Source organism: Amycolatopsis sp. NPDC058986, from assembly GCF_042741125.1.
GTDB lineage: Bacteria > Actinomycetota > Actinomycetes > Mycobacteriales > Pseudonocardiaceae > Amycolatopsis.
Map to the genome: position 1 here is coordinate 23,725 of NZ_JBHYJW010000078.1, position 12,180 is coordinate 35,904.

The 12,180-nt window shown below is 69.0% G+C and carries 12 protein-coding genes; 3 read left to right on the forward strand and 9 right to left on the reverse strand.

Annotated elements, in window-relative coordinates:
• Positions 1–63: 63 nt before the first annotated feature.
• From ACFW0G_RS40510 to ACFW0G_RS40540, 7 genes are read right to left on the reverse strand one after another with little or no spacing between them, the layout of a single operon-like run.
• On the reverse strand, positions 64–510 hold the full coding sequence (locus ACFW0G_RS40510) for a metal-sulfur cluster assembly factor (RefSeq protein WP_378330844.1): 447 nt from the start codon (positions 508–510) through the stop codon (positions 64–66).
• Positions 507–956, reverse strand: coding sequence for a Fe-S cluster assembly sulfur transfer protein SufU (gene sufU / locus ACFW0G_RS40515; protein ID WP_378330856.1), 450 nt, complete (start codon positions 954–956; stop codon positions 507–509). Before sufU ends, ACFW0G_RS40510 begins: the two co-directional genes overlap by 4 nt.
• 2 nt (positions 957–958) lie before the next feature.
• Positions 959–2,245, reverse strand: a complete 1,287-nt coding sequence (locus ACFW0G_RS40520; RefSeq protein ID WP_378330845.1) for a cysteine desulfurase — start codon at positions 2,243–2,245, stop codon at positions 959–961.
• A gap of 49 nt (positions 2,246–2,294) precedes the next feature.
• Positions 2,295–3,062: a Fe-S cluster assembly ATPase SufC gene (sufC, locus tag ACFW0G_RS40525; RefSeq protein WP_378330846.1), complete on the reverse strand. Its 768-nt coding sequence runs from the start codon at positions 3,060–3,062 to the stop codon at positions 2,295–2,297.
• Between the two features lie 35 nt (positions 3,063–3,097).
• Positions 3,098–4,267, reverse strand: coding sequence for a Fe-S cluster assembly protein SufD (gene sufD / locus ACFW0G_RS40530; protein ID WP_378330847.1), 1,170 nt, complete (start codon positions 4,265–4,267; stop codon positions 3,098–3,100).
• A 2-nt stretch (positions 4,268–4,269) separates the two neighbouring features.
• Complete coding sequence (gene sufB / locus ACFW0G_RS40535) at positions 4,270–5,718, reverse strand: Fe-S cluster assembly protein SufB (RefSeq protein ID WP_378330848.1); 1,449 nt, start codon at positions 5,716–5,718, stop codon at positions 4,270–4,272.
• Positions 5,715–6,557 carry a helix-turn-helix transcriptional regulator gene (locus ACFW0G_RS40540; protein WP_378330849.1) on the reverse strand — a complete coding sequence of 281 codons (843 nt, stop codon included), beginning with the start codon at positions 6,555–6,557 and terminating at the stop codon, positions 5,715–5,717. Before ACFW0G_RS40540 ends, sufB begins: the two co-directional genes overlap by 4 nt.
• Before the next feature lie 158 nt (positions 6,558–6,715).
• Here ACFW0G_RS40540 and mptB point away from each other — a divergent pair, with 158 nt between their 5' ends.
• The gene (mptB, locus tag ACFW0G_RS40545) at positions 6,716–8,335 is read left to right on the forward strand and encodes a polyprenol phosphomannose-dependent alpha 1,6 mannosyltransferase MptB (protein ID WP_378330857.1); all 1,620 of its coding nucleotides are present in this window, start codon (positions 6,716–6,718) and stop codon (positions 8,333–8,335) included.
• Between the two features lie 37 nt (positions 8,336–8,372).
• Here the strand turns inward: mptB and ACFW0G_RS40550 are convergent, their stop codons facing one another.
• Positions 8,373–9,563 (reverse strand): RNA-guided endonuclease InsQ/TnpB family protein, encoded by a 1,191-nt coding sequence (locus ACFW0G_RS40550; protein ID WP_378330850.1) that lies wholly within the window; start codon positions 9,561–9,563, stop codon positions 8,373–8,375.
• A 143-nt stretch (positions 9,564–9,706) separates the two neighbouring features.
• Here ACFW0G_RS40550 and ACFW0G_RS40555 point away from each other — a divergent pair, with 143 nt between their 5' ends.
• Positions 9,707–10,633, forward strand: coding sequence for an ABC transporter ATP-binding protein (locus tag ACFW0G_RS40555; protein WP_378330851.1), 927 nt, complete (start codon positions 9,707–9,709; stop codon positions 10,631–10,633).
• A gap of 76 nt (positions 10,634–10,709) precedes the next feature.
• Positions 10,710–11,495, forward strand: coding sequence for an ABC transporter permease (locus ACFW0G_RS40560; RefSeq protein ID WP_378330852.1), 786 nt, complete (start codon positions 10,710–10,712; stop codon positions 11,493–11,495).
• Between the two features lie 94 nt (positions 11,496–11,589).
• Here ACFW0G_RS40560 and ACFW0G_RS40565 read toward each other — a convergent pair.
• Positions 11,590–12,180 (reverse strand): transposase family protein (locus ACFW0G_RS40565; RefSeq protein WP_378330853.1); only part of this gene is annotated, 591 nt, incomplete at its 5' end.

Sequence of the window (12,180 nt, forward strand, 5' to 3'; positions counted from 1 at the left end):
CTCCCCCCTCCACCCCCCGGCCCCCCTCCCCCACCACCGCCCCCCCCCCCCCCACGACGCAAGCTAGACGGTGAAGCCGAGGGCGCGCAGTTGTTCGCGGCCGTCCTCGGTGATCTTCTCCGGGCCCCACGGCGGCATCCAGACCCAGTTGATCCGGAAGTCGCTGACCAGCCCGCCGGACGTCAGCGCCGAGGCGGTCTGGTCCTCGATGACGTCGGTCAGCGGGCAGGCCGCCGAGGTCAGCGTCATGTCGATGGTCGCGGTGTTGTCGGTCTCGACCCGGATGTCGTAGACGAGGCCGAGGTCGACGACGTTGATGCCCAGCTCGGGGTCGACGACGTCCCGCATCGCCTCCTCGACGTCCTCGACCTTGGCGACGTCGGCGGCGGGGGCCGCCTGCTCCGGCAGATCGGCGGCGGTGCGGCCCTCGCGGTGTTCGGGGGTCTCGGTGACCGTGGTGGTCGTCTCGGGGGTCTGGGGGTCGCCCCCAGAAGGTACAGCAGTCGTCATGCCGTTTCAGCTCCACTGGTGGTTCGGGCTACCGCGTCCTTGAAGGCCATCCAGCCGAGCAACGCGCATTTGACCCGCGCCGGATACTTCGCGACACCCGCGAAGGCGACGCCGTCCTCCAGCACGTCCTCGTCCGGTTCGACCTTGCCCTTGCCCTGCATCAGTTCCACGAAGGCGTCCATGGTGGTGAACGCCTCCTCCACAGTGTGCCCCACGACGAGATCCGTCAACACCGAGGTCGAGGCCTGGCTGATCGAGCAGCCCTGGCCCTCGTAGGAGATGTCGGCGACCTTCCCGTCGTCGAGCTTGACGCGCAGCGTGACCTCGTCGCCGCAGGTCGGGTTGACCTGGAACGACTCGGCGTCGAACGGTTCGCGCAGGCCGCGCCCGTGCGGGTTCTTGTAGTGGTCCAGGATGATCTCCTGGTACATGCTCTCCAGGTTCATGGTCACGCGACCCCGAAGAACTTCTGCGCCTCGCGGACACCCGCCACCAGGGCGTCCACTTCGGACAGTGTGTTGTAGAGGTAGAACGAGGCACGCACGGTCGCCTGCGCCCCGCAGGCCCGGTGCAGCGGCCACGCGCAGTGGTGCCCGACCCGGACCGCGATGCCGAGGCTGTCCAGCACCTGACCGGCGTCGTGCGGGTGCACGCCGTCGATCTCGAACGCGATCGTGGCGCCGCGGCTCTCCAGATCCGCCGGCCCGACGATCCGCACGCCCGGGATCGCGCTCAGTCCGGCCAGCGCGCGCTCGGCGAGCACATGCTCGTGCGCCGCGACGCGGTCCATGCCGATCGCCGACAGATAGTCGACGGCCGCGCCGAGCCCGATGGCCTGCGAGGTCATCGGCACGCCGGCCTCGAACCGCTGCGGCGGCGGGGCGAACGTCGTGCCCTCCATCTTCACCAGCGCGATCATCGACCCGCCGGTGAGGAACGGCGGCATCGCGGCGAGCAGCTCCTGGCGTCCATAAAGGACTCCGATGCCGGACGGGCCGAGCATCTTGTGCCCGGAGAACACGGCGAAGTCGACGCCCAGCGCGTGAAAGTCCACGGGGAAGTGGGGCACCGACTGACAGGCGTCCAGCACGGTGAACGCGCCGACGGCCTTGGCCTTCTCCACGAGCAGCGAGACCGGGTTGACCGTACCGAGCACATTGGACTGGTGCGCGAACGCGACCACCTTGGTGCGCGGCGTGATCAGATCGTCCACATCGGACAGATCCAGCCTGCCCTCGGCGGTCACCTTGAACCACTTCAGCGTGGCCCCGGTCCGCTGGCAGAGCTGCTGCCACGGCACGAGGTTCGCGTGGTGTTCCATCTCGGTGATGACGATCTCGTCACCCGGGCCGACGACGAAGCGCGCGGCCTCGGGACCGGCCGTGGCGGCGTTGCCCATCGAGTAGGCGACGAGGTTGATGCCCTCGGTGGCGTTCTTGGTGAACACCAGTTCCTCCGGCTCCGCCCCGACGAACTCCGCGATCCGCGCGCGGGCGGATTCGTAGGCGTCGGTGGCTTCCTCGGAGAGCTGGTGCGCGCCGCGGTGCACGGCCGCGTTCGACGTCTCGACATAGTGCCGTTCGGCGTCGAGAACCTGTGTCGGCCGTTGCGAGGTCGCCCCGGAGTCCAGATACACCAACGGTTTCCCGTCACGCACGGTGCGCGACAGGATCGGGAAGTCGGCGCGCAGCGCCGTCACGTCCAAGGGGACAGAGCTGGCCGAGGTGGTGGTCATCGGCTCGACTCCTCTCGGTGTAGTCAGGGCTTCCGGGGCGAACGAAACGTCAGACGGCGGCTTCGGCCTTGCCGACGTACTTGACGTAGCCGTTCTCCTCCAGCTCGTCGGCCAGCTCCCTGCCACCCGACTCGACGATCTTGCCGCCGGCGAAGACGTGCACGAAGTCGGGGGTGATGTGCTTGAGGATGCGGGTGTAGTGCGTGATCAGCATGACGCCGACCTCGCTCGAAGCCTTGTAGTCGTTGACACCCTGCGAGACGACCCGCAGCGCGTCGACGTCGAGGCCCGAGTCGGTCTCGTCGAGGATCGCGAACTTCGGCTTGAGCAGCGCCAGCTGCAGGATCTCGTGGCGCTTCTTCTCACCGCCGGAGAAGCCCTCGTTGACCGAGCGCTCGGCGAACTCCTGCGAGATCTCGAGCTTGCCCATCTCCTCCTTGACCTCCTTGACCCAGTGGCGCAGCTTGGGGGCCTCGCCACGGACCGCGGTGGCCGCGGTGCGCAGGAAGTTGGACATGGACACGCCCGGCACCTCGACCGGGTACTGCATCGCGAGGAACAGGCCCGCGCGGGCGCGCTCGTCGACACTCATCTCCAGCACGTCCTCACCGTCGAGCAGGACCTGCCCGGAGGTGACCTCGTACTTGGGGTGCCCGGCGATCGCGTAGGACAGCGTCGACTTGCCCGAGCCGTTGGGGCCCATGATCGCGTGCGTCTCACCGGAGCGGATGGTCAGGTTGACGCCCTTGAGGATCTCCTTGGCACCCTCGTCGGTGGTCACCGACGCGTGCAGATCCTTGATTTCCAGCGTTGCCATTTCTTTCCTAAAAGTCTGTTGTGGACGGACGGGCGTCAGGCGCCGACTGCTTCGAGTTCGGCCTCGATCGCGGCTTCGAGGCGCTCGCGCACCTCGGGGACGTCGATCTTGACCAGGATCTCGTGGAAGAACCCGCGCACGACCAGCCGCCGCGCCGCCTCTTCCCCGATTCCGCGCGACTGCAGGTAGAACAACTGCTCGTCGTCGAACCTTCCCGTCGCGCTCGCGTGCCCGGCGCCCTCGATCTCGCCGGTCTCGATCTCCAGGTTCGGCACCGAGTCCGCGCGGGCCCCCGGCGTCAGCACCAGGTTGCGGTTGAGCTCGTAGGTGTCGGTCGCCTCGGCGGCCGCGCGGATGAGCACGTCCCCGATCCACACCGTGTGCGCGTCGTCGCCCTGCAGCGCGCCCTTGTACATCACGCGGGACTTGCAGTTGGCGACCGCGTGGTCCACGAACAGGCGGTGTTCCTGGTGCTGGCCCTTGTCCGCGAAGTACAGGCCGAGCATCTCGACGTCGCCGCCCTTGTCCGCGAAAGTCGCGGTGGGCGAGACCCGGACCAGGTCGCCGCCGAGGGTGATGACGATGTGCTTGAGCGTGGCGTCGCGGCCGAGCTTGAGGTGCTGTTCGGACACGTGCACCGCGTCGTCGGCCCAGTCCTGGACGCTGACCACGGTGATCTTCGCGCCGTCGCCGATCACGAACTCGACGTTGTCCGCGTAGGTGCCGGAGCCGACGTGGTCGAGCACGACGACGGCCTCGGCGAACGCCTCGGCGCGGACCTGCAGGTGCCCGTAGGCGACCTTGCCCTCGCCGGGGCCGTGGATCCGCAGCACGGACGGCTTCGACGCCTGCGTCTCCTTCGGCGCGGTGACGATCGTGGCCTTGGCGAAGGAGGAGTACGCCTGCGCGGCGATCCGGTCGCTCGGCACGCCGGCCTCGCCGAGCCTCGCGTCGTCACGGCCGGCGGTCTCGATCTTCAGCTCGGGCGCCGCTTCGACGTCCAGGGTGATCTCACCCGAGGCGGCCGCGCCGTCGTGCAGGCCGCGCAGCCGCTTCATCGGGGTGAAGCGCCAGTTCTCCTCACGACCGCCGGGAACCTCGAAGGCCTCGACGTCGTAGGAGGTGAACCGCTCCGCGCGGGAGGTCGCCGGGACGACGACCCCCTCACGCATCGCGGAGGAAACGTTGTTCTCGGTAACGGGCATGACTAGCCGACGGACCCTTCCATCTGGAGCTCGATCAGGCGGTTCAGCTCGAGCGCGTACTCCATCGGCAGCTCGCGCGCGATGGGCTCGACGAACCCGCGCACGATCATCGCCATGGCCTCGGCCTCGTCGAGACCGCGGGACATCAGGTAGAACAGCTGCTCTTCGCTGACCTTCGACACCGTCGCCTCGTGGCCCATCGACACCTCGTCGTTGCGGATGTCCACGTACGGGTAGGTGTCCGACCGCGAGATCGTGTCGACCAGCAGCGCGTCACAGACGACGCTGGACCGCGAGTGGTGGGCCCGCTTCGCGACCTTGACCAGGCCGCGGTAGGAGGTCCGGCCGCCGCCGCGTGCCACCGACTTCGACACGATGGTCGAGGAGGTGTACGGCGCGAGGTGCTCCATCTTCGCGCCCGCGTCCTGGTGCTGGCCCTCGCCCGCGAACGCGACCGACAGGACCTCGCCCTTGGCGTGCTCGCCCATGAGGAACACCGACGGGTACTTCATCGTCACCTTGGAACCGATGTTGCCGTCGATCCATTCCATGGTCGCGCCCTCTTCGCACTTGGCGCGCTTGGTGACCAGGTTGTAGACGTTGTTCGACCAGTTCTGGATGGTCGTGTAGCGGCAGCGGGCACCCTTCTTGACGATGATCTCCACGACCGCCGAGTGCAGCGAGTCGGACTGGTAGATCGGCGCCGTGCAGCCCTCGACGTAGTGCACGTAGGCGTCTTCGTCGACGATGATCAGGGTCCGCTCGAACTGGCCCATGTTCTCGGTGTTGATCCGGAAGTAGGCCTGCAGCGGGATCTCCACGTGCACGCCTTTCGGCACGTAGATGAACGAGCCGCCGGACCACACCGCGGTGTTCAGCGCGGAGAACTTGTTGTCACCGGCCGGGATCACGGAGCCGAAGTACTCCTGGAAGATCTCCGGGTGCTCCTTGAGCGCGGTGTCGGTGTCCAGGAACAGCACGCCCTGCTCCTCCAGGTCCTCGCGGATCTGGTGGTAGACGACCTCGGACTCGTACTGCGCCGCGACACCGGCGACGAGGCGCTGCTTCTCCGCCTCGGGGATGCCGAGCTTGTCGTAGGTGTTCTTGATGTCCTCGGGCAGGTCGTCCCAGGAGGTCGCCTGCTTCTCCGTGGACCGCACGAAGTACTTGATGTTGTCGAAGTCGATCCCGGAGAGGTCCGCGCCCCAGTTGGGCATGGGCTTCTTCTCGAAGAGCTTGAGCGCCTTCAGTCGCGCTTCGCGCATCCACTCCGGCTCGGACTTCTTCGAGGAGATGTCGGTGACGACGTCCTCGTTCAGCCCGCGACGGGCGCTGGCGCCCGCCTCGTCGGAGTCCGCCCAGCCGAACGCGTACTTGCCAAGGGACTCGATGGTCTCTTCCTGGCTCAGTGGCGCGGTGGTGGGAGTGCGCTGCTCGGCAGCGGCAGTCATGCGGGTTTCCCTCCATTCGGGATCCGTGCTTTACGTCCGGTCGGCGGTGGGACCGCCCCCGGACGCTCTGTGCTCCCCGGCTCTTGTGGTGCCGGGCTACCCGCCGTGGCGACGGGTACGTGTGTGGTGCACGCGTTGTCACCGCGCGCGATGGTCGCCAGCCGCTGCACGTGCGTGCCGAGCAGCCGGGCGAACGCCTCGGTCTCGGCCTCGCACAGCTGCGGGAACTCCGCGGCGACATGGGCGACTGGACAATGGTGCTGGCAGAGCTGTGCCCCGACATGTGCGGCGGGCGCGCCGGGAACGCCGACCTGACGGGTCGACGCAGCGTAGCCCTCCCTGGTCAGGGCGGTCGCGAGGGCCTCGGCCCGCGCCGCGGGGTCGTCCTCGCCGGCGATCGCCTTGCGGTGCGGCTCGACGAGCGAGGCGACGCGACGTTCGGCGAAGGCGCGTACGGCGTCCTCGCCCGCGTGCTCGGCGAGGAACCGGATGGCCGACACGGCAAGGTCGTCGTAGGCGTGCCCGAAGCGGGCTCGACCGGCCTCGGTGAGCAGGAACAGCTTCGCCGGACGGCCCCGTCCGCGAGGCCCGCGGCGCGGCGCGTCCCGCGTCTCGGCTTCGCCATCCGCGAGAAGCGCGTCGAGATGGCGGCGGATCGCCGTCGGGCTGATCCCGAGCTGCTCGGCGACCGTCACCGCGGTCATCGGGCCCTGCTCGAGCAGCAGCCGGGCGACCTCGTGCCGGGTCCGGCCCTCGGCGCTGACCTGCACGGGAACAGGGGGAACCCCGGCGGAGTACGTGTCGTCACCCACCTGCTCACCCGCTCCCGTCTTTTTCACAACACAAGTGTGTCTTATTTCCTCCGGGACTTCAAAGGCGGGGTGTGTGGCAGTGACCCGAGTCACCCTCAAGTCGAGTCGATACGCTTCGTGGCGTGGCAGTCGGCGAGCACCCCGCGCAGCGGGACCCTGGGGAAGACACGGCCCGCGGCGACGGTATTCCGGTGACGACCCTCCCGGACGTGCCCTCGCCCGTCGGCCCGCTCGAACCGGAGCCCCTTGACCAGTGCGAACGGCGCGGCCTGGACGTCGTGCGACGGTTCGGCACGGTCGGCGCGCTCTTCCTGGCGCTCGGCTCGCTCGGCGCGGGCGCGGCACCGGTGCTCAACCCGGTGCAGGAGATCCCGGTCCTGCGGCTGTTCACCCGCATTCCGACGGTGTCGCTCGCGATCGCCTTCGCCGGCATGGGCATCCTGGTGATCAGCTGGCTGATGCTCGGCCGGTTCGCCCGGCCGGACCGCGCGCGCCTGGCGAGCCAGGCCCAGCTCGCCCGTACGATCGCGATGTGGGTGGCGCCGCTGCTGGTCATCCCGCCGCTGTTCTCCCGCGACGTCTACAGCTACCTCGCGCAGAGCGAGATCGTGCACCGCGGGATGGACCCGTACACACTCGGCCCCGCGCAGGCGCTCGGCGTCGCCGACCCGCTCACCGCGGGGGTGTCGAACATGTGGCGCGAGACGCCCGCGCCGTACGGGCCGCTGGACCTGCGCCTCGGCGGCTGGCTGGCGCCGCTCGCGGGCAACAACATCGTGTTCGGCGTGCTGCTGCAGCGCGGGCTGGCGCTGATCGGCGTGGTGCTGATCATCTGGGCGCTGCCAAGGCTGGCGCGGCGCTTCGGCGTCCAGCCCGCGACGGCGCTGTGGCTGGGCGCGGCGAACCCGTTGCTGATCTTCCACTTCATCGCCGGTGCCCACAACGACTCGCTCGCCATCGGGCTCATGGTCGCCGGGCTGGAGGTCGGCATCCGGCGGCTGCCGGTGCGGATCAAGGGCGACAGTCCCCCGCCGCTGGCCAAGGGGGAACTGCTGTTCATCGGCCTCGGCGTGGCCGTCATCACGCTCGGGGTCGCGGTGAAGGCGCTGCCCGTGGTCGCGCTGCCGTTCCTGACGGTGATGGTCGCGCGGCGCTGGCACGGCCGGATCAAGGACCTCGTGCTGGCCGCGCTGCCGATGGCGGCGCTGTTCGGCGTCCTCCTCGTGGTGGTGTGCGAAGGCACCGGGCTCGGCTTCGGCTGGATCGGCACCACGTTCAACACCCCGGGGCTGGTCCGCAGCTGGATCTCCCCCACCGCCGAGCTCGCCCAGCTCGACGGCGTCCTGGGCATCACGCTCGGCCTGGGCAACCACACCAACGCGCTGGTGCCGATCTTCGGCACCCTCGGCTTCATCGTCGCGGGCCTGATCACCGTCAAGTTCCTGTGGGACAGCTTCAAATGGCGCTACCGCCCGATCATCGGCCTCGGCGTCGCGCTGGGCGCGGTGACGATCCTGCAGATCAACCTGCAGCCGTGGTACGTGCTGTGGGCGGTGATCCCGCTGGCCGCGGCGGCCGGGACGTCGCGGTTCCGGATCGTCGCGACGGTGATCAGCGCGGGCCTGCCGTTCCTGCTGCCTCCGACCGGCAGCACCTTCGACGGCCGTTCGTACGTGCTGCCGTGGGCGTACGGCGCGGCGATCCTCGTCGTCCTCACCGGACTGGCGATCGTGCGCAGGCAGTCGCCGCTTCTGCTGTCGAGACCGTCCCCCAAGCTTTCCGCGAGCGCCGAGGCCGTATCTTGACGCCCTCTCCCGTATGAAACGGGAGATTTCAACCCTTCTACGCAACCGGCGAGGAGGTAGCGGGTCGAGGTTCACGCTTCACGGACCGGCTGATGCCGAGGTCTCCGCGTGCTGTCACCGTCCGTCCGGCGGCGATGTTGATAGCCGCGTTCACGTCCGCGTTGGCCTGGTGCCCGCAGGCTGTGCACCGGAAAACCGCTTGGCTCTTGCGATTTTCCGGCGCACAGTGCCCGCAGGCCGCGCAGGTTTGGGACGTGTACGCGGCGGGAATCTTTTCCACCCTGCCCGGAGCCTTGCACTCCAAGCGGGCAACGAGCATACCCCAGGCGTTTGCGAGGATCGCCCGGTTCAAACCAGCTTTTTGTCGAACCTGGCCACCCGGCTGCTTCGCGGTTCCCCTTGCAGACCTGGTCATGCTCCTGATCACCAGGTCTTCGACGCGGATCCGGTCGAAGCGGCGGGCAAGCTCTGCGGAGATCTTCTCCACCCAGTCCTTCCGCCGATCCTTCGCCCTGGCGGTCATGCGGGCGATCGCCGTCTTCACCTTGCGGCGACGGTTCGAGCCCCGCTTCGCACGGGCCAGACGGCGTCGCAACCGCAGAAGCCGCTCTTTCTCACCTGGTGTCAAGGTGGGTGCGTGGAACAGCTCCTCGGTCGACAAGGCGACCGACACCGCTACACCCCGGTCGACGCCGACCAGCTCGCCGTTGCGGGGCGCAGGCACGGGAGTGGGGACAGCAGCGAACGCGACGTGCCGGCGGCCCGCCTGGTCCCGGCCGATCCGGTATGACTTCACCCCCTCGGGCACAGTGCGGGACCAGCGGAACCGGACCCATCCGACCTTCGGCACCCACAACTGGCCATGTCGGCGGTTCACCCGCCGCACGTGCTCCGGCTTTACCGCGACCTGCCGGAAACCTTCACGCACACCGGCCTTGCGCCAGCCGGGCCGTCCATGGGTCCCGCCGAAGAAGTTCCGCACGGCCTGCGCGAAATCCCGCAACGCCTGCTGCTGTACCGTCGCCGATCCCGCCCGCAACCACGCGAATTCCGCACGAGCTTCGGTCAACTGGCGGCACTGCTCGGCAAATCCCGGAGCTGACACGCGTCCTCCCTGCCAGTGTGCATGCTGTTCGACGGCAAGATTCCACACATAACGGGCGTGACGACAATGCTCGAGCAGCCCGACCACCTGGTCAGACGTGGGCACAAGCCGGTAACGGGACATGCACAGCAAGTTATCCAAGGGGGCCGACAATGCGCGAAACCCACCGCGAGCACGGCACAGTGGCCGCCCACCACCGTCGTTGCCGCGCTTCCTCCCCGCCCCTGGGAACGAGGCATCAGCGCTACGGAATACCATGAGTAGTTGTGAGTGCCCCCGCCGTCGAGATCACCGGCCTGGTGAAGCGTTACGGTCCCACCACCGCCGTCGACGGTCTCGACCTGCGGATGGAACGTGGGTCCGTGCTCGCACTGCTGGGCCCCAACGGGGCGGGCAAGACCACCACCGTCGAGATCTGCGAAGGCTTCCTGCGTCCTGACGCCGGTTCCGTGCGCGTCCTCGGCCTCGACCCCGCCCGCGAGTCGGCGGCGCTGCGGCCCCGCGTCGGCGTCATGCCCCAGGGCGGTGGCGCGTATCCGGGCGTCCGGGCAGGCGAGATGCTGCGGCTCGTCGCGTCGTGCGCGGCGAACCCGCTCGACCCGGCCTGGCTGCTGGACGTCCTCGGCCTCGCCGCCGCGCGGCGGACGCCGTTCAAGCGGCTCTCCGGCGGGCAGCAGCAACGCCTTTCGCTGGCGTGCGCGCTGATCGGGCGGCCGGAGCTGGTGTTCCTCGACGAGCCGACCGCCGGGATGGACCCGCAGGCGCGGCGCCTGGTGTGGGACCTGCTGCAGGCGCTGCGCGCCGACGGCGTGAGCGTGCTGCTCACCACGCACCTCATGGAGGAGGCCGAAACACTGGCCGATTCCGTCGTGATCGTCGACCACGGCAAGGTCGTCCTCGCCGGTTCGCCGCAGACGCTGACGGTGGAGAACGGCGAAGCCGCGCAGCTGCGGTTCAAGGCACGGACGCGGCTCGACACCGCGCTGCTGAGCGCCGCGCTGCCCGAGGGGTACGTGGTCCGCGAGTCCTCGCCGGGCACGTACCTCGTCGAGGGCGCCGTCGACCCGCAGGTGGTGTCCGCGGTGACGTCGTGGTGCGCGCAGCAGGGCGTGCTGCCGGAGGAACTGCAGGTGGGGCGGCGGACGCTGGAAGAAGTCTTCCTGGAGCTGACCGGACGGGAGCTGCGCGCATGAGCGACGCTTGCGAGCGAATCATGGATATCATGCGCCAAAAGGGATCGAACACTGTCTCGCGAAGCGAGTCGATCGCATGATGACTTTCCCCGCCGGTACGTTCACTCCCGCGCCGGGCCGCGGCTCGCTCGGCCACATGCTGCGCACCCACGCGCGCGTCGAGGCGAGCCTGACGCTGCGGCACGGTGAGCAGATCCTGCTGACCCTGCTGATCCCGCTGGCGCTGCTGATCGGGTTGTCGCTGCTGAACATTCTCCCGGCGGCCCAGCTCGGTTCGACGTCCAAAGTGGACTGGATGACGCCGCGTGTGCTGGCGCTGGCGGTGATGTCCTCGGCGTTCACCGGCCAGGCGATCGCGTTGGGCTTCGACCGGCGATACGGCGTCCTGAAACGGCTTTCCGCGACGGCGCTGCCGCGCTGGCTGCTGGTCGCCGGCCGGGTCGTGGCGGCGCTGGTCGTGGTAGCGCTGCAGTCGGTGATCATCGGCGTGGTGGCCTTGCTGCTCGGCTGGTCGCCGTCGGGTGCCGGGGTTTTCGCGGCCGTGGTGCTGCTGTTCTTCGGGACGCTGGCGTTCGGCGCGCTGGGCGTGCTGCTCGGCGGCGCGCTGCGGGCCGAGGCGGTGCTGGCGCTGGCGAACATCGTGTGGTTCGTGCTGCTGCTGGCAGGCGGGATCCTGCTGGCGCCCTCGACGATGCCGTCCGGCGTCGGGGTGATCGTCTCGCTGCTGCCCTCGGGCGCGCTGGCGGAGGGCCTGCGGGCGGCACTGGTGGACGGGACGTTCGCCTGGGGACCGCTGGGCGTGCTCGTGGTATGGGCCGTGGTGGCGGGCGCCGTAGCGAGCCGCACCACCCGCCTCACCTGACGCTCCCGTTCTCCCCCTCGCCCCAAGCGCCCCAATGGGGATTTTTCATCCTGGTTTGTGCTGGTGGGGTGGGGTTGACGGGGTGGGGTAATGGTCAGGTTGTGGTGTCGCGGACGTGCTGTTCGTGCTGGGTGAGCACGAGGATGGCGCGGATGAGGGTGGTGGCGTGGCGGGCGCGCAGGCGGAGTTTGTCGAGGATGCGCCAGGTTTTGAGGGCGGCGAAGCCGCCCTCGACCGCGCAGCGCATCGCGTTGAACACGCTGTTGGCGGTTTTCTGGGCGTCGGTGAGTGGCCGGTTGGTTTCGGCCTTGTAGGGGGTGAGCACGACCTGTTCACACGGCCCGTCGCAGTGGTCGCAGTCGGAGGTGTCGCGGACGTCTTTGTGCCAGCCCTGGTATCCCTTGTCGGCGGCCGGGGTCAGGCCGTGGGTGTGGATGCGGTCGCGTAGCCGGTGGTGGCGGGCGGCGCTGATGTCGGCGGTCTTGCCTTCCAGCACCGCTGAGACCCAGACCAGCCGGCCGTGTTCGTCGGTCAGACCTTGGACGTTGAGGCCGTGGTGTTTGTGTTTGCCGCTGTAGTTGCGGCGGTTGTCCCGGCCGGTGCGGCGGCGGGTGTGCAGCAGGGTGCCATCGGCCAGCACCACCACCGCACCCCGGGCGACCAGTCGCCGCAGCACCCGGTCCAG

Coding starts and splice junctions, on each gene's coding strand:
- ACFW0G_RS40510 (WP_378330844.1), bottom strand. CDS start 510: ATGACGACTGCTGTACCTTCTGGGGGCGACCCCCAGACCCCCGAGACG.
- sufU (WP_378330856.1), bottom strand. CDS start 956: ATGAACCTGGAGAGCATGTACCAGGAGATCATCCTGGACCACTACAAG.
- ACFW0G_RS40520 (WP_378330845.1), bottom strand. CDS start 2,245: ATGACCACCACCTCGGCCAGCTCTGTCCCCTTGGACGTGACGGCGCTG.
- sufC (WP_378330846.1), bottom strand. CDS start 3,062: ATGGCAACGCTGGAAATCAAGGATCTGCACGCGTCGGTGACCACCGAC.
- sufD (WP_378330847.1), bottom strand. CDS start 4,267: ATGCCCGTTACCGAGAACAACGTTTCCTCCGCGATGCGTGAGGGGGTC.
- sufB (WP_378330848.1), bottom strand. CDS start 5,718: ATGACTGCCGCTGCCGAGCAGCGCACTCCCACCACCGCGCCACTGAGC.
- ACFW0G_RS40550 (WP_378330850.1), bottom strand. CDS start 9,563: ATGTCCCGTTACCGGCTTGTGCCCACGTCTGACCAGGTGGTCGGGCTG.
- ACFW0G_RS40560 (WP_378330852.1), top strand. CDS start 10,710: ATGATGACTTTCCCCGCCGGTACGTTCACTCCCGCGCCGGGCCGCGGC.